14 protein-coding genes are annotated in these 16,947 nt (G+C 52.4%); 8 read left to right on the top strand and 6 right to left on the bottom strand.

Annotation, left to right across the window (positions count from 1 at the left end; all coding sequences use genetic code 11):
- Positions 1-139 precede the first annotated feature (139 nt).
- The 6 genes from ACT3TJ_RS17040 to ACT3TJ_RS17015 all read right to left on the bottom strand — a co-directional run bounded on the left by ACT3TJ_RS17040 (position 140) and on the right by ACT3TJ_RS17015 (position 8,160).
- A complete protein-coding gene (locus ACT3TJ_RS17040) occupies positions 140-1,138 on the bottom strand; it encodes an adenosine deaminase (RefSeq protein ID WP_444622683.1) in 999 nt (332 codons plus the stop codon).
- A 29-nt stretch (positions 1,139-1,167) separates the two neighbouring features.
- A complete protein-coding gene (cydC, locus tag ACT3TJ_RS17035) occupies positions 1,168-2,895 on the bottom strand; it encodes a thiol reductant ABC exporter subunit CydC (RefSeq protein WP_444622684.1) in 1,728 nt (575 codons plus the stop codon).
- Entirely contained in the window at positions 2,885-4,549 is a 1,665-nt protein-coding gene (gene cydD, locus ACT3TJ_RS17030; RefSeq protein WP_444622685.1) for a thiol reductant ABC exporter subunit CydD, read from the bottom strand. The genes cydC and cydD overlap by 11 nt, the downstream gene beginning before the upstream one ends.
- 15 nt (positions 4,550-4,564) lie before the next feature.
- Positions 4,565-5,566 carry a cytochrome d ubiquinol oxidase subunit II gene (gene cydB, locus ACT3TJ_RS17025; protein ID WP_193054674.1) on the bottom strand — a complete coding sequence of 334 codons (1,002 nt, stop codon included), beginning with the start codon at positions 5,564-5,566 and terminating at the stop codon, positions 4,565-4,567.
- Between the two features lie 2 nt (positions 5,567-5,568).
- A complete protein-coding gene (locus ACT3TJ_RS17020; protein WP_444622686.1) occupies positions 5,569-6,984 on the bottom strand; it encodes a cytochrome ubiquinol oxidase subunit I in 1,416 nt (471 codons plus the stop codon).
- A gap of 201 nt (positions 6,985-7,185) precedes the next feature.
- Positions 7,186-8,160, bottom strand: a complete 975-nt coding sequence (locus ACT3TJ_RS17015) for a calcium/sodium antiporter (RefSeq protein ID WP_172118466.1) — start codon at positions 8,158-8,160, stop codon at positions 7,186-7,188.
- A gap of 222 nt (positions 8,161-8,382) precedes the next feature.
- On the opposite strand from ACT3TJ_RS17015, the gene ACT3TJ_RS17010 reads away from it, so the two are divergent.
- From ACT3TJ_RS17010 to ACT3TJ_RS16975, 8 genes are all read left to right on the top strand, one after another.
- Positions 8,383-9,687 (top strand): paraquat-inducible protein A, encoded by a 1,305-nt coding sequence (locus tag ACT3TJ_RS17010; protein WP_287077581.1) that lies wholly within the window; start codon positions 8,383-8,385, stop codon positions 9,685-9,687.
- Positions 9,687-11,360 (top strand): intermembrane transport protein PqiB, encoded by a 1,674-nt coding sequence (gene pqiB / locus ACT3TJ_RS17005; protein WP_193054672.1) that lies wholly within the window; start codon positions 9,687-9,689, stop codon positions 11,358-11,360. The genes ACT3TJ_RS17010 and pqiB overlap by 1 nt, the downstream gene beginning before the upstream one ends.
- A gap of 13 nt (positions 11,361-11,373) precedes the next feature.
- Positions 11,374-11,964 (top strand): PqiC family protein, encoded by a 591-nt coding sequence (locus tag ACT3TJ_RS17000; RefSeq protein WP_441679156.1) that lies wholly within the window; start codon positions 11,374-11,376, stop codon positions 11,962-11,964.
- Between the two features lie 322 nt (positions 11,965-12,286).
- Complete coding sequence (locus tag ACT3TJ_RS16995; protein WP_193054670.1) at positions 12,287-13,540, top strand: DEAD/DEAH box helicase; 1,254 nt, start codon at positions 12,287-12,289, stop codon at positions 13,538-13,540.
- 78 nt (positions 13,541-13,618) lie between these two features.
- Entirely contained in the window at positions 13,619-14,122 is a 504-nt protein-coding gene (locus ACT3TJ_RS16990) for a hypothetical protein (RefSeq protein WP_193054669.1), read from the top strand.
- An 8-nt stretch (positions 14,123-14,130) separates the two neighbouring features.
- On the top strand, positions 14,131-15,330 hold the full coding sequence (locus ACT3TJ_RS16985) for an MFS transporter (RefSeq protein WP_444622687.1): 1,200 nt from the start codon (positions 14,131-14,133) through the stop codon (positions 15,328-15,330).
- Between the two features lie 67 nt (positions 15,331-15,397).
- Positions 15,398-16,468, top strand: a complete 1,071-nt coding sequence (locus ACT3TJ_RS16980; protein ID WP_444622688.1) for an asparaginase — start codon at positions 15,398-15,400, stop codon at positions 16,466-16,468.
- 69 nt (positions 16,469-16,537) lie between these two features.
- A complete protein-coding gene (locus ACT3TJ_RS16975) occupies positions 16,538-16,777 on the top strand; it encodes a DUF2789 domain-containing protein (protein WP_172118460.1) in 240 nt (79 codons plus the stop codon).
- Positions 16,778-16,947 lie beyond the last annotated feature (170 nt).

Below are 16,947 nucleotides of genomic sequence, written 5' to 3'. Positions count from 1 at the left end.
ACCGAAGGGCGCTGCCCGTTCGATGTGGGGCGTATTCTACCCACTTTTCCTGATGGGTCAATAACTTTTTGCAATTACTTTAAAGCACTAACGCATTGATACAAGAAGCTAAGTCAATAGCCCTTATACGCTAGCCAGCCTAATACTCGACCACATCAAGGCGGGCCAGCAGCTCTTGGCGCCTGGATTCCGTTGTAAAGGCTTCTTTTATGGCATTACGGTTAAGAGTCAGGAAAGCCTCTTCATCCCAGCCGAATGATTGAGCACAAGCGATGTGATTAGCCAATAGACCACCACCAAAGTAAGCCGGATCATCCGAGCTAATCGTCACATTAAGCCCTTTATCAAGAAGGGCCGGCAGAGGATGGTCGGTTAAGCTATCAACCACATTTAAGCTTACGTTGGATAAGGGGCATACAGTCAGCACGGTTTGCTTTTGATATAGGCGCTCCACCGCTTCGTCGCTCTCCAGACAGCGGATACCGTGATCAATGCGGCACACATCAAGCAAATCCAATGCCTCAATGATATAGGAGGCTGGCCCTTCCTCTCCTGCATGAGCTACCCGAGCTAGGTCCAACTCTTGGGCGCGCTTAAAAACGGCAACAAATTTTGAGGGTGGATGGTCGCGCTCAGCACTATCCAGGCCAATGGCGTCAAGCTCACTCCAGTAAGGTGCTGCCTGCTCCAGCACTTGAAGTGCCTCTTCGGCAGGCCGGTCACGCAAAAAGGCCATGATCATTCCGACACTTAAATCCAGAGACTGCTCTGCCTCTTGCTTGGCACGCAGTAACCCGGACATGACCACGTCCAGAGAAACGCCACGCTGTAGATGTGCCTGAGGATCAAAATGTATATCGATATGGACGACACCCTCACTACTAGCGCGCTTGAAATAATCCATCGCCAAGTCATAAAAATCCTGTTCATGACGAAGAACGCTCATACCCTGGAAATAGAGATTCAAGAAACCTTGTAGATCTTTAAACCGATAGGCTGCCTTGGCCTCCTCGACGGAGGAATAAGGTAATTCGATACTGTTTCGCTCAGCCAGAGCAAACATAAGCTCCGGTTCCAGCGAGCCTTCAATATGCAAGTGAAGCTCGACTTTAGGGAGGTTACGTAAAAAATCCTGCATCATTTTTCCTTAACGCCCAACTCAAGCAATTACTTACCTGGGCTGAGCTTCCCGGCACTTAAGTGCCAGTGATGGGTTATCTGTCGCGTTAGCAAGCTACCCACTTCATGGTGAACAAAGAAGATGGTGGTGCGCCCGACTAACCAGCGAGAAAGCGTGGTAGCTACTATTACGGCCGTATCATGATCAATCGCCGCAAAAGGCTCGTCTAAAATAACCACCGAAGGGTCCATGAGCAACAGCCGAGCCAGCGCCACCCGCCGCGCCTGCCCACCAGACAGTTGCTGCCCTCGCTCACCTACGGGTGTTTGCAACTGTCCCGGAAGAGATTGAGCCCACCCATCGAGCGCTACTGCTTTCAGCACATCCCAAAGCGCTTCATCATCAGCATCAGGATTCCCCAAGCGTAGATTTTCTTCCAATGACGCATCGAAAAGGTCTACCTGCTGGGTTAACAAAGCAATGTGTTGCGAACGCTCCTGCTCTGGCACAGCAGTAGGCACGCAGCCTCCTACATTAACCACACCTTTAGAAGGAGCAAGCCGCCCCGTCAAAAGCGCCGCCAGGGTACTTTTACCCGCACCTGAGCGCCCGGTAATGATAGCCCACTCCCCCGCTGCCAAATGAAATGAAACACTATCAAGCGCTGGCATCAGGCTAGAAGGATAACAATGCGTGACTTTCTGCAACTCAAGGTCAAGCTGTTGGCCGGAAAATGACTGGTATTGACTCTGCTGGCACTCGGGCCCAAGTGTATTTAAACGCTCTGCTGCAGCAGCACTGCCCCCCAAGCGAGCGAAAGCACCCGGAAGCGGTACAAAAACCTCATTCACACCTAGAACCACCAGCAGCAACATCACCAGAATAGGCCCGGTTATTACCCCACTCGCCACCAGCACGCCACCCAGCCATACAACGCTTAACAGCAGCAACCCGGTAATAACGCTAATGAGGCTATTACCCATAGCAACACTTCGGCCAAGGCGCCGTTGATTATCAAGCGCTGCATCTTCGTGCGCCTCCACCTGCTGACGGTGCCACGCAGCGCTGCGATAGGCAATTAACTCAGCTGAGGCCTGCAACTGATCAACGACTAAACGCCGTAATCCTTCCTGGTCAGCCACTTGGCGATGACTGTGCGCATACCCCAAGCGCGCCATGCCATAGGTAACACTCACCCACAGAACCAGCAGAACCACGCCGACCCACAGCGCTAAAGCAGGCAACCAAATAGCAATAAAGAGGGTTAACCCCACAATAACTACCAAGCTAACCAGGGGTGGCATCAGCAAACGAAGATAAAGATTGTCGAGAGCATCTATATCAGCGGTTAAACGTCCCAGCCAGTCACTGACACGCTCGCGCTGCAACGCCGCCTCATCCAATCGCATAAGCTGGCCAAACACGCGGTAGCGTAAATCAGCCAAGAGGCGAAGCACCGTATCGTGATTATAGAGACGTTCTATATAGCGGGCGACAGTACGTAATAGCGCAAAGAAGCGTATTCCTCCGCCAGGTACGTACACATCCAACTGAACAGGTAAGCCAAGCAAAAAAGCGATGCCCGCTAATGCACATGCGGTAATAAACCACCCAGAAAGGCCCAGCAGTGAAAGCCCCGCAGCAAGCGTTAAGCAAATAAGGAGCGCGCCGATCGCGAACCGCCTTCGACGCTTCATCATTAACGCCACCCAGGGCGACAATGCCTGGCGCGCTTGGGACAGCTCACTTTTTTGTGAGGACGCATTAGGTTGCATCACGCACCTCCTTTAAACGGCCGTCCTGCATATAAAAGTGGAGCTGAGCCGCCTTAATTGCAGCCGGGTGATGCGTTGCCATAATCACCGTACGCCCCTGTGCAGCCCATGCTAACAATGCACTAATCACAGAGGCTTCGGTTTCAGCATCCTGGCTTGCTGTAGGCTCATCGAGCAGGATTAAATCAGCATCACTTAAATAAATGCGCGCCAACGCCAGCCGCTGGGCCTGACCACCCGATAACCCCACTCCGCGCTCTCCTATCATGGTATCCAAACCATCAGGCAATTGGCTTAGAAGCTCCTCCAAACCAGCCTGGTGAAGTGCTGAAAGCATTGCGGGAGTATCGGCATCAGGGTTTGCCAGCCGCAAGTTATCCGCCAAGGTGCCATGCAACAGGCCCGGCTGCTGGTCCAGCCACGCGTAACGCGGCTGAGCCAACTGAAGCGTGCCGCTTGATGGCGTCAAAAAACCGGCCAATAACGCCAACAGTGTCGACTTCCCGCTCCCGGATGGACCACTAATCGCAATGACACTGCCTTTTTTGATCGTCAGATCCATTGGCCCTAACACCCGGCCGCGGATCGGATAGTCAACGCTGACATTTTGAAGCACTGCAATATCGTCATCAGTTGCAGGCTCATCAAACGTACTTCGTTGTATGCTCGACTCATTCAGCACCGTTACCAGGCTTTCTGCGGCACCTAAAGCAGTAGCACGATCATGGTAGTGCTGTGACAAGGTGCGTAACGGCTGGAAAAACTCAGGAGCGAGCAGCAATACGGCTAAGCCCGTAAAGAGCGTTAAAGAAGGTGCAGGCCCGTACTCAATATATCCCAGTAAGCCAAACCCTACGTATATCGCTACTACGGCAATGGCGACCGACGCGAAAAACTCGAGCACTGCAGACGATAAAAAAGCCAAGCGCAACGTTCGCATGCTTAAACGACGGTAATCATCTGTTGCCCACCAAACGTCCTGATGAGCACTCGCCGTGCGACCAAATAGCTGAAGCGTCGACATTCCACGAACACGGTCAAGAAAGTGGGCAGAGAGCCGTGCAACCGCTGCAAACTGGTCCCGATTTATACGCTCAGCTCCCATACCTACTAGTGCCATGAATAGCGGGATAATGGGCGCAGAAAGCAACAAGAAGAGAGCAACGACATAATCCAGTCGTAGCACCACCAATAGAATCAGTAGCGGTAAGAGAGAAGTAATTCTTAGCTGCGTATAGAAGCGCGAAAAATAGCCATCCAGTGCCTCTATATTTTCTACCGCCTGCGTCGCCAAGGCGCCGCTTTGATGATAAGCCAACCACACAGGACCCAATGTCCAGCATTTATCCAGCAGTTGACGTCGGGCGTATTGGCGGATACGTAGGCTAGCCTCCAGGCTTATTACCTCTTGCCCCCACAGGCATACTCCGCGCCCAAGCACGCACAGCGCCAGCCCTATTAATACGTTTAAAAACGGATAAGGCGCTTGTTGATCAATAACCAACTGCTCTACTAACCAGGCCAATCCCACTACAATAATAACCGTTTGAACCCCAGCTAAAATGCCAAGAAAAGCGGCGAGATTTAATCTTCGCCGCTCTAAGGTTGCCAGCATTTTTAACCAGGAGCGCGCGGTTAGCGACTGCTCCGTCATCTGATAGCCTCTGGCTTAATGATAACCTTCACCTACACGCACCTTGCCGCGAAATACCCAATACGTCCATGCGGTATACATCAGGATAAAGGGGATAACAAAGAGCACACCAATCAACAAGAAAAGCTGTGACTCAGGTGCTGACGCCGCATCCCACAAGGTGTAGTTAGGCGGCACTATCATCGGCCATTGGCTCACGATCAAGCCCAGATAGGTAAATACATAAATACCGATAGTCGCAAGGAAGGGATAGCTCTCACGGCGCTGCTTTACCGAGCGGTATACAAGAAAGGCGAAGAAGAGCGCTAGCGCTGGGAAAATCCAGATCAAGTGCAGATGACCAAACCAGCGATCCCAAACAACCGGGTTCACGAACGGCGTCCAGATACTAACAATGGCGAAGACCACCAGCACCATTGCCAGCAGCATAGGCGTGATTTTATACGCCCAATCCTGTACGTGGCCTTCCGATTTTAGAATCAGCCATGTTGAGCCCAAAAGCGCATAACCTGCCATAAGCCCCAAGCCTGTTAACACCGTAAACGGCGTTAACCAATCAAAGGCGCCCCCGGTATAAACAAAGCCTTCGGTTTGAAAACCCTGAATATATGCACCAACCACAGCGCCTTGAGCGAACGCAGCGACCGCCGAACCCCAGGCAAAGGAGCGATTCCACCAGTGGCGGTTACGGCGCGACTTAAAGCGGAATTCGAACGAAATGCCACGAAAAATCAACCCTGCCAGCATCAAGAAAACACCGATATAGAGTGCCGGTAAGAAAATCGAGTAAACCAAGGGAAAAGCCGCTAACAAGCCAGCCCCCCCCAAAACCAGCCAAGTCTCGTTACCGTCCCAGACCGGTGCCACAGAGTTCATCATGACATCACGAGCCTCTTCATCTGGCGCAAAGGGAAATAGAATCCCCAAGCCAAGATCAAAGCCATCCATCAGTACATACATGATGACGCCGAACCCGATAATGCCAGCCCAAATAATCGACAGATCAAACATTTCCATGGTTAGCTCCTCACCGGATCAATGTCATCATCAAAAGGGGTGTGGGCGGCAGAGAGCGGCCGCTTGGGACGGTCAGCATCCCTATTAACAGACGCCTGTTCTTGCTCAGGCAACATGCCGTTGCGAACCACCCGGGTTAGATAGTAAATACCGGCATAAAAAACCACCGCATATACCAGCACATACCCAATAAGCGTAAACAGCGCCATCCAACCTGTTAGCGAAGGTGTCACACCCTCTGCATGAGACATGATGTTGTATACCAGCCAAGGGGACCGACCTACTTCGGTCACGATCCAGCCAGCCAGAACCGCAATGAAGGGTAAAGAAATCATGCCGACCAATGTTTTCAAAAACAGCTGACTCTCATAAATACGTTGATTGCGCCGCAAGAATAAGCCTACAAAGGAGACAGCAATCATTATTAAGGCAATGCCAACCATCACCCGAAACGCCCAAAATACGATGGCAACAGGAGGCTGGTCTTCAGGTGGCACGGCCGTAAGCCCTGGAACTTCACCATGCAGCGAATGGGTAAGTATGAGACTGGCCACGTTAGGAATGCCAATCTCATAAAGGTTTCTCTGCGCCTCCTGGTCCGGCAGCGCAAACAAGAGCAATGGCACGCTGGTAGATGTTTCCCAGTTCCCCTCCATTGCTGCGACCTTCGTTGGCTGATATTTGAGCGTATTCAACCCGTGGGAGTCGCCTATAAACGCCTGAAGAGGCGTCAGGAAAAGCAGCAACCATAAGCACATGGAAAGCGCACGACGGTTAGCCTCTGGATCTCTTCCACGCAACAAAAACCAGGCGCTAACGCCTGCCACGACAAACCCGCCGGTGATAAAGGAAGCTACAGCCATGTGTGCAAAGCGATGAGGGAAGGAGGGATTGAAAATCGCGTCAAACCAGGAGATCACATGGAAACGATTGTCGATCAACTCAACGCCTGCCGGTGTATGCATCCAACTGTTTGCCGCGAGGATCCAGAACGCTGAAATAAAGGTGCCCAGCGCCACCAAGGCAGCCGCCATCAAATGGATACCCTGCGGCACTTTTCCACGGCCAAACAGCAATATGCCAAGGAAGGCAGCTTCAAGGAAGAAGGCTGTCACGACTTCATAACTGAGCAAGGGACCTATAAAATTGGAGGTCGCCAGAGAGAAATTACTCCAGTTCGTACCGAACTGAAACGACATCACGATTCCCGACACCACCCCCATGCCAAAAACCACAGCAAATACTTTCGTCCAGAACAGTGCTAAACGGTCCCATGCAGGATTTTGCGTCTTAAAAAAAAGTGCTTGTAAAAGCGCAATATAAGAGGCCAACCCAATGGTGAAAACCGGAAAGATCGTGTGAAAACAGATAACAAACGCGAATTGTATTCGCGACAGCATTAAGGGATCGAGTTCCATTGCACGCTCCTAACCTGAATTAATACCCCAGTTTTTGTTAACGCAAGCTTAGCTGAAACTTAAAGATTCAGCCTTTAATTATAAGCATCTAGCCTGTTTTTATTTATATTGCCATTTTACTGGCTTACATCTCATTATACACCGATCTATCTTTCGCAAAGCGTGTCGCATTGACGCACATCAAATAATGCCAATTATTCATTAAGATAATACGACAACGCTTATCATATATCCGGTATACGCAATAAAAAGCGTAAAAAGAACAGCGCCTTCGAGGCGATTAATTCGACGCGGACGTCCTTTCCAGGAAAATGCGAAGAGAACCATTAGCAGGGTCATGCAGGTCATAATGCTCCAATCACGCACCAGCACTTCCCGCCCAGCATCAATAGGTGCAATAACCCCCGCAAGCCCCACTACAGCAAGGCTATTAAACAAGTTAGAACCAACAACGTTACCCAGCACCATATCGTGCTCTTTACGGCGCAGCGCGCTAATCGAAGAAGCAAGCTCGGGCAGTGAGGTACCAACGGCTACGACGGTTAGCCCGATAATCAAGTCACTCACGCCAAAACGTTGCGCAATTTCTACCGCTCCCCAAACCAACATACGCGAGCTTGCAACCAAGAACACCAACCCAACCAACGTCCACATAATCGCTTTACCACGCGACATGGGGTTACTGTCCAGCGTCTCAGCGACTTCCTCAACCAGCGCATCGTCCTTTTGCTTTTTTGAACGAAAGATGCTTACGCCGATAAATATGACGAGGGCTACCAATAAAAGGGCCGCTTCCCAGCGAGACACCCAACCATCCCAGAGCATAATCCCAGTGATCAGTGTGACCAGAATTAAAATCGGCATCTCTTTGCGGATGACGCTGGAGTGCACAGCTAACGGTGCAATGAGTGCAACAAAACCCAATACCAAACCAATATTGGCAATATTGGAACCATAGGCATTCCCTACTGCAAGCCCGGGATTCCCCTGCAAGGCTGCCAATACTGACACCATCATCTCAGGGGCTGAGGTACCGAATCCAATGACCAACATACCAATCAATAAAGGCGAAAGACCGAGCCAACGTGACGTTGCAGCTGCGCCATCAATAAATTTCTCAGCACTCCAGATGAGCAACACCAGTCCCATCACTACAGCTACAAGTGGAAGCAACATTTTATTTCCTTATGGCAGAATATTAGGCACTATCGCGGCTGCATCCTTGACTAACCCTTCAGTCGGGTCAAGCATCGGGTTATGCCAGCATGGATCTATTTGGGTTTGATATAAAAAAGGCCCGGTGTTCATTCGGTTTACATCGCATTCGCAGTGAGAGTGTCCCCTTTGCCCCACTTCCGTTTATTAAAGCGTTCCCCACTTTCCGTTAATGCGCCTCTAGTGGATCGGCAGCCACCTGAGTCTCGCGTTCAGCGTCGACGTTTACGCGCCTGCCATGAGTGCGACTGGGTATCCGCGCTGCCCCCCTTATGCTCGGGCGAAAAGGCCAGCTGCCCGCGCTGCTCACATGTACTCGTAAAACGCCACCGCTACCCCGCTCAGCGCAGTATGGCACTTGCCATTGCGGCATTAATTGCATTAATCGTGGCTATTTCGTTTCCGTTTGTAAGCTTCAGCGTTAGTGGCGTCGGCAATCGCATAGAGCTGTCACAAACGGCCACCACGTTAATTGCCTTTCACCAACCGGTCGTGGCCATTATCGTCATCATGACCATCGTTGTGCTGCCGACCCTTTATCTGCTTAGCGTGATTTGGCTGCAGCTGGGGCTTTTACACGGCAAGCCACTCGCCTATAGTCGCGACATTGCCCGCTCACTTGCCCACTTGACGCCCTGGATGATGGCGGATGTCTTTATTATAGGGGCGCTGGTAAGCCTGATTAAAATAGCCGGTATGGCGCAAATTGAGTTGGGTATCTCCTTCTGGGGTTTTTGCATCTTTGCGGTACTTTTATTAATGACCATCCAGTCCATTGATGCCGATTGGATGTGGTTTTCCCTCGAAGGAGAACCCTTGGCGCCAGAGGGCACCCAAACAGGAGCAACCGCCGCTAGTCAGCGCCTAACAGGCTGTCCAACCTGTGGGCTTGTCAATTCACTCACCCCAGGACATAAATCTCGCTGCATTCGATGTCATGAGAAACTTCACTCCCGACTCCCCTATAGCTTACAACGCACCTGGGCACTGCTAGGCGCAGCGACTGTCATGTATATCCCTGCGAATGTTTACCCTATTATGACCACGACGAGTCTGGGGCATAGCGGTTCTTCGACCATCATAGGAGGCGTCGTTGAACTGATTCAGATGGGCTCATGGCCAGTCGCCACCGTTATTTTCGTTGCCAGCATTATTGTGCCTGTCGGTAAACTGCTGGCGCTTTCATGGCTATGTATTGTCGTCCGAGGCAACAGCCAACCCAATACCATCAGCCGTACGCGGCTTTATCGCATTACCGAGTTTATCGGACGATGGTCGATGGTCGATGTTTTTGTAGTGGCTATTCTGGTTGCCTTGATACGCGCTGGCTCACTTATGTCGATCACGCCAGGTCCTGCCGCGCTGGCGTTTGGCTCGGTCGTGGTATTGACAATGCTAGCCGCCATGACGTTTGACCCCCGCTTAATATGGGATGCTCCTACCAAGGCAGCGTCCACATCAAATAATAGCCACTCTGGGAGCCATTAATGGGTAACGACACCCCCATAGCTAACAAGCAAGAGCCTGACATGAACAAAGCCAGGTCTTCGCCGCAATCACGCATCTCCCCTATCTGGATTGTGCCTTTTGTGGCTATCATTATTGGGCTATGGCTGGTGTACGATAATTACACCAGCCGCGGCACACTTATCACATTAACCATGAACAACGCCGAAGGTATCGAAGCGGGAAATACCTCCATCCGCAGCCGCAACGTTGAAATTGGCCTCGTGCAAAATGTCCAGCTCTCTGAAGACCTAAGCAGTGCTGTGATTACAGCACGCATTCAGCCTCAGGCTGAAGCCTTGTTGCGTGAAGATAGCCGCTTTTGGGTGGTAAAGCCTCGTATCGGGCGTGAAGGGATTAGCGGCCTGAGTACTGTCCTCTCTGGCGCTTATATACAGCTTGAGCCCGGAAGCTCTGAAGAACAGCGGCGTAACTTTCCGGTAAGCGACGTCCCCCCTGTCGCCACGGCCGGAATGGCCGGCATCAATATCAATCTCATTAGTCAACTCGGCAATTCGTTGCGTGTCGGCGACCCGGTTTCCTACCAGGGCTATACGGTGGGCCGCGTTGAAGAAGCAAGTTTCGACCCCGAATCACGCACCATGCATCACCAGGTATTTATCGAAGAGCCCTATGCACTGCTGGTGACCGACAGCACCCGCTTCTGGTCCTCGAGCGGCATTGACCTACGCCTTGATTCAAATGGCTTTCGGGTTAACGTTGAATCACTTGAAACCCTGTTAGGAGGAGGTGTCACGTTTGGGGTGCCCGAAGACTTACCAATGGGACGCCCTGTAGAAGCGGGCGCCCGCTTTAATCTGTACGGGGATGAGGATGATGCTCGCGAGGGTACCTTCAATCAGTACCTGGAATACGTTCTGTTAGTGGATGACACCGTTCGCGGCCTTTCACGCGGTGCGCCCGTCGAGTTTCGAGGTGTTCGTATAGGCACCGTGGCCGCTGTCCCCTGGAACTTTACATCACCACAGCCAAGCTCACGCGCAAGCTTCGCCATCCCCGTACTCATTCGCCTTGAGCCCCAGCGGCTTGGCATCGAGAATTCGGATATTGATTTGGAAGAGTGGGAAGAGCGCTTTAACCGCATGTTTACACTTGGCCTTCGTGCGTCGCTTAAAAACGGTAACCTGCTAACCGGCGCTTTATTTGTGGATCTGAACTTTCAGCGAGACACCGACGAGGACTACATTGCGTCGACTTTCTCTGGCCGCACGGTTTTCCCCACGGTGTCGGGTGGTTTTTCCCAAATCCAATCCCAAATTACCGATCTACTCGACAAGCTGAACGCGCTTGAAGTGGAGCCCTTACTGGCGGGCATGGACAGTAGTTTACAAGCCTCTGAAAGCATGCTTAATGAGGTCCGCGGTGTCAGCGAGTCGCTCAACCAGCTGCTAAGCGACCCTGAAACTCGTGCAGTAGGCGGCAACCTCAATGCTACGCTTAACGAGCTTCAAAGCACCCTCCAGGGCGTGTCGCCTTCCTCACCGGCTTACCAGGACCTGACGTCGGCCATCGAGCGCCTGGATCGATTAATGCGCGATCTTCAACCACTAACCCGCACACTGAACGATAATCCGCGGGCGCTGCTGTTTGATAATCTGGATACTCAAGATCCTATACCGCGTGCACCGCGCTAAACAGGGGAATATTATGCGTATACTCGTTTTAAAATCCTTATTACTAATGTCCCTATCGCTCATGCTGGCTGCTTGCGCAAGCAGTGTGACGCCCCCGGCGCGTTATATGCTACCCAGTAACGGGCTGGCCAATATACCAAGTAGCCCCCAAGGCACGCTACAGCTGCGCTCGCCACGCCTTGCTCACTATCTCGATGTCGATGGCATCGTCATGCAACTGGATGACATTACGCTTAACCAGGCGCGAGAGCATCAATGGGCCGAAAGCATTGACCGACAGCTTGCACGCAGCTTACGGACACAATTGTCGCAAGAGCTACCGCTTATTCGCGTAGTCCGTGATGACAGCAGCCAACCTGAAGCGCTCACCCTGCGGCTTGATGTTGATCAATTTCAAGGCCGCTACGATGGTTTAGCGGTGGTGGCCGGGCAGTGGCAGCTACGCAGCCCAAGTGATGAATTGTTGGCCATGAAGAGTTTTTCTGCGCAAACAATACTGGATGAGGACGGCTACCCCGCCCTGGTACGTGCCCTAAGCGCTAGCTGGGAGGATGTTGCGAGACAAATTGCCGATCAAATACGTCAGGGTAGCTATTTCCATTAGCCGGTTTAAGCGGGATGAAATAACCAAAGCGCTTGAGAGCCCGCCAACCAATCACCACAAGTATGCCCGTCTGAGGTAATCTTCATGTTACACTGACGGGTATATTTTGAGTGTTGCGATAGCGTAACACCCACAGTCAAATGCCCGTCTCTTCCATACTGACCACTTTTTTTCGTTATGGTCATACGTGGCTAATCAACGATCATCGCGGCTTGGCAAGCTTTGCTGTCGCGAGGATAACCATTCTCGTCTTTTGAAAAATTACGCCTAGCAACAACGCTTTTAAGCAGCTGTTGCCTTGTTAGGTGGCTGCGGAGAACGCATGAGCTTTTCTGAACTTGGTCTGCAAGAAGATTTATTACACGCCGTTACGGCGCAAGGCTACACCCAGCCTACTCCGATCCAATTAAAGGCTATTCCTGTCGTATTAGAAGGTCGCGACTTGCTCGCAAGCGCCCAAACGGGCACGGGTAAAACGGCCGGCTTTACCCTACCCATGCTACAGCGTCTTTCCGGTGGAAAACGGCCAGGCAAACGTCAGGTGCGTGCGCTGGTATTGACGCCTACTCGGGAGCTTGCTGCACAGGTAGGTGAAAGTGTATCCACCTATGGGAAGCATCTCTCTTTACGCTCGCACACTATTTTTGGTGGTGTAGGCCAACAGCCCCAGGTCGATGCACTTAAAGCAGGTCTGGACGTACTGATTGCCACCCCCGGCCGCCTGCTGGACCTTCAGCAGCAGGGCCACGTTGACCTTTCAGCCATCGAAATTCTAGTGCTTGATGAAGCCGACCGCATGTTGGATATGGGCTTTATTCACGATATTAAACGTGTACTACGCCTAGTGCCCAAACAGCGCCAAAACCTGCTATTTTCCGCCACGTTTTCAAATGAAATTCAGACGCTGGCGCAGCAGTTGCTCAATAACCCCGCCCTTATTGAAGTGGCTCCACGCAACACAACCGCCGAGAAAATTCTCCAAGCGGTTTATCGCGTAGACCGCGAAAAAAAGCGTGAGCTGTTGGCGCATTTGATTCAGCGCCACGGCTGGTTCCAGGTGCTGGTTTTCACCCGTACCAAACATGGCGCCAACCGGCTTGCCGAACAGCTTTCAAAACAGAATATTCCTGCCATGGCTATTCATGGCAACAAAAGTCAGGGCGCTCGTACCCGTGCGCTGGGGGCTTTTAAAAGTGGTGACTTGCAAGTATTAGTCGCGACGGATATCGCCGCACGTGGGCTGGATATTAGCGAGCTTCCCCACGTGGTTAACTTCGACCTGCCCAATGTGGCGGAAGACTATGTACACCGCATTGGCCGGACAGGCCGAGCGGGTAGCAATGGTGAAGCAGTATCACTGGTGTGTGTGGACGAGCACGGTTTGCTGGGCAATATCGAGCGGCTGATCAAGCAAAACCTACCCAAACATATAGAGCCCGGGTTTGAGCCAGATCCCACGATCAAACCAGAGCCCATTGAGAATGGTCGTCGCCAGCGCCAACCTCAAGCACGACGCAAACCAACTAGCGATAATGGAAATGCCAGCGGCGAGCGCCGTCGGCGCGCACGCCGCTAGCCTGCTAACAAGGAATATGCGAAGGTTATGCCCTCGCATATTCCACTACGTTGGCTACTACATTATCAGGGAGCGATCATGTCATCTTCTCAACTTATTAATGAATATCGGCAGTGGCTCAGTTTTCAACGCCAAGAACAGCTTAGTCGTGAACACCAGGGAATCGTGCAACGCCTGGAAGATGCACGCGCCTCTTCAAAGCAGGTCATACAAGCCTACCGCAGCATGGCGGAGAAAGCCGCTAACGAAGGCGCTTGCTACCGGACGCTGTTCCTACGCGAGCGTGACGATAATGTAGCGCTACCTTGCGAAGGCTGGCTGTTTATTCGCCGTGTACTCAGCGAAGACAACAGCACCCGCGTGCGCGCCACGTTAATCGAAACCTTTACCCTTGAAGATGGCATTCTGGCACCAGGTGATAAACCTGCTCAGAAAGTGACACTTGAGATTTTCGATAAGCTGGATATCAATCAAGGTATGCGCACTAGTGTCCGTGTGGACTCCATTGAAACACCACAGGATTATCACTTCATTACGCTACTGGATGCAGTCCGCGGCGATTTACGCCCTTACCTCAAGTAGGCCGCACAATGTTGTCTCGACGTCCCGTTACCTTTATTTTACTGATGGTTGTGGTGGGGCTAAATTTACGCCCTGCCCTTTCCTCAGTGGCCCCCTTGCTGACGCGTCTTCAGGAAGCTGCCGGGCTCTCACCCGCGGCAGCGGGAGTACTGACAACACTCCCCGTGCTGTTTTTAGGCCTGGCTGCTCCTATTGCGCCGCTTTTAGCAAAACGGCTAGGCAGCGAGCGGGCGCTTAGTGCTGCGCTACTACTGTTGGCTGCAGGTTTGATTCTACGCGGTTTACCGTTGCCCGGCGTCCTGTTTATAGGCTCCGCAATGGCGGGCGCCGCCATAGGCATTAGCGGCACTCTACTGCCCGCACTGGTGAAACGCGAGCTACCCGAAAGTGCTGATCTTTTGACGGGCCTCTACACGATGGCGCTCTGCCTGGGAGGCGCGTTGGGAGCAGGATTTAGCGTGCCGCTGACAGTGTGGCTGGGCAGCTGGCAGGCAAGTTTGATGAGCTGGTCGTTACTGGCGCTATTTGCTCTGATTCTCTGGCAATGCCAAATGCCCTCGACTTCCTCTCATGGTATGCCTCAGCCGCCATCTTCGGGACTTCTTAAACTGTTACGCAAACCGCTCACGTGGCAAGTAATGCTGTTCATGGGCATTCAATCATCCATGGCTTATATCGTTTTTGGATGGCTGCCAACGCTGCTTGTCGATCGTGGCTATGATGAGGCCAGCGCGGGTTGGACAATGGCTATTTCGATCATGTGTCAACTCGTTTCAGCCTTGGGGGCACCCTGGCTTGCCCGCATGGGGTCAGACCAGCGCCCGGCGCTCTTGCTTGTACTGTTTAGTACGGCTCTAGGGCTTTGGCTGCTACTTATAGCGCCCTTAGCCTGGAAATGGCCTGGCGCCATCTTGTTAGGCCTTGGCCAAGGCGGCAGTTTTAGCCTGGCCCTCAGCCTGCTGGTATTAAGAACAGCGACATCACGCCTTGCAGGACAACTTTCCGGCCTGGTACAAGGCGGAGGATATACCATTGCCGCTATTGGGCCTTTTAGTGTCGGCTTGCTGCTCCAATCCGGCGTTCATGCAGACCAGGTTGCCTGGCTTTTGATCTCGTTGGTAGGTGTTTGCTGTGGATTCGCCCTGTTGGCTGGCCGCACGCGCCAGCTGGACGATCAAAGCGGCACGCTTTTGGTTCACCGCTACTAACCTGCACTGGAATCAAACAGGAGTTTTTAGTGCTTGGCCTTCAAATATTTACGCCAGGAAATCCGTGATGAGTAGCTTCTCACCTTTAACCGCAACGACTCCCACCCACGAACGCATTTTGGTTATTTATACGGGTGGCACCATCGGCATGCAGCAAGGTGCCAATGGGCTGACTCCCGGCGCGAACTTTACCCAACGCATGGCGACCGCGCTTGGCCAGCTCCCCATTGCCCAACAGCAATCGCTTCCTGCTTATGATGTTATTAGTTATACCACGCTGATTGATTCCAGCGCGGCGACCCCACTTCAGTGGCAGCAGTTAGCCAGCGACATCGCTACCCGGTTAACGGATTACCGGGGGTTTGTCGTGATTCATGGTACCGATACGCTCAGCTGGACGGCCGCTAGCCTTGCCTATCAATTGCAAGGCCTAGAGCGCCCCGTCGTTGTAACCGGCGCAATGCGCCCCCTGGAAGCACCCAACAGCGACGCCCTTGATAATATTCATGGCGCGCTGCGGTTTGCGGCAAACGCCGAGCTTCAGGAAGTCGCTATTTATTTTGCAAACCGGTTATTGCGTGGCGTACGAGCTATAAAGCTGCACAGTGACGCATTAACAGCCTTCACCTCTCCAGGTTATCCGCTACTTGGTGAGCGAGTAGGCAATGACTTTGTTTACTACCCAAGCCGTGGGCTTGCCTCTCAACAGCGTGGCGCGCCACGCTTTGAACTCCCCAGCTACCAAGGGTTGGATAAAGGCGAAGTGGTTCGTATCGCGCTCTGGCCCGGTTTGGCCGCTTGGCAACTGGAAGCCTGGCTTGGAGATTCACGCGTTAAAGGCGCTGTTATCCAGTTGTGGGGAGCGGGCAATCTGCCTAACGATCCAGCCCTATTGAATGTACTGGCTAGCGCGGCCGGTGAGGGGAAATTGCTAGCGGCGATAAGCCTTTGCCCTGAAGGCAGCATTCATATGGGAGCGTACGCTGCGGGCGAGGGGTTAACAGATGCAGGCGTGCTCTCAGGCGATGCCATGACACCAGAAGCCACCTTTACCAAACTGGTCCATCTTTTGGCTCAACCGCTTGATGTAGAGACACAGCGGCAACGCTTCCTCGCTTCATTAGTCGGCGAACGCTAATAAGCGTGGTGATATCCGTAATTTACGCTATGTTTAATCAATGCTAACCAGTTGACGGAGCCCGTAATTATGGAAAAACCGGTACATCTTTTTAGTGATCTTTTCGAACAACTGGGCCTGCCATCAGACGCTGAGTCGATTGAAGTTTTCATCAAGCGCCATCGCCCTTTACCCAAAGAGATGGTGCTTTCCGATGCGCCCTGTTGGAATGAAGGCCAAGCGGAATTTCTTCGTGAAGCCATTGAAGACGACGCTGACTGGGCCGAGCTAGTCGACGAGTTGGATGTCGCCATGCACCAAGGGAGTTAACGCGCTGGCGCCGCTTTCGAGCGGCGCTTGACCCAAGCACCGACAAGCAATAGTACCGTAAGAGCAACAAGCGGTAGCAGCACCTCAAACTGAAGTGCATTTTCTTCCTCTATCGCTTCAAGCGCCCCATAAATAGCGCTACTGTATACGCCCCACTTAATCGATAGGCC

Source organism: Halomonas sp. AOP30-A1-24, assembly GCF_052378165.1.
Taxonomy (GTDB): domain Bacteria; phylum Pseudomonadota; class Gammaproteobacteria; order Pseudomonadales; family Halomonadaceae; genus Vreelandella; species Vreelandella citrativorans.
This window is presented reverse-complemented; position numbering and strand designations above follow the sequence as displayed.

Coding starts and splice junctions, on each gene's coding strand:
- ACT3TJ_RS17040 (WP_444622683.1), bottom strand. CDS start 1,138: ATGCAGGATTTTTTACGTAACCTCCCTAAAGTCGAGCTTCACTTGCAT.
- cydC (WP_444622684.1), bottom strand. CDS start 2,895: ATGCAACCTAATGCGTCCTCACAAAAAAGTGAGCTGTCCCAAGCGCGC.
- cydD (WP_444622685.1), bottom strand. CDS start 4,549: ATGACGGAGCAGTCGCTAACCGCGCGCTCCTGGTTAAAAATGCTGGCA.
- cydB (WP_193054674.1), bottom strand. CDS start 5,566: ATGGAAATGTTTGATCTGTCGATTATTTGGGCTGGCATTATCGGGTTC.
- ACT3TJ_RS17020 (WP_444622686.1), bottom strand. CDS start 6,984: ATGGAACTCGATCCCTTAATGCTGTCGCGAATACAATTCGCGTTTGTT.
- ACT3TJ_RS17015 (WP_172118466.1), bottom strand. CDS start 8,160: ATGTTGCTTCCACTTGTAGCTGTAGTGATGGGACTGGTGTTGCTCATC.
- pqiB (WP_193054672.1), top strand. CDS start 9,687: ATGGGTAACGACACCCCCATAGCTAACAAGCAAGAGCCTGACATGAAC.
- ACT3TJ_RS17000 (WP_441679156.1), top strand. CDS start 11,374: ATGCGTATACTCGTTTTAAAATCCTTATTACTAATGTCCCTATCGCTC.
- ACT3TJ_RS16995 (WP_193054670.1), top strand. CDS start 12,287: ATGAGCTTTTCTGAACTTGGTCTGCAAGAAGATTTATTACACGCCGTT.
- ACT3TJ_RS16990 (WP_193054669.1), top strand. CDS start 13,619: ATGTCATCTTCTCAACTTATTAATGAATATCGGCAGTGGCTCAGTTTT.
- ACT3TJ_RS16985 (WP_444622687.1), top strand. CDS start 14,131: ATGTTGTCTCGACGTCCCGTTACCTTTATTTTACTGATGGTTGTGGTG.
- ACT3TJ_RS16980 (WP_444622688.1), top strand. CDS start 15,398: ATGAGTAGCTTCTCACCTTTAACCGCAACGACTCCCACCCACGAACGC.
- ACT3TJ_RS16975 (WP_172118460.1), top strand. CDS start 16,538: ATGGAAAAACCGGTACATCTTTTTAGTGATCTTTTCGAACAACTGGGC.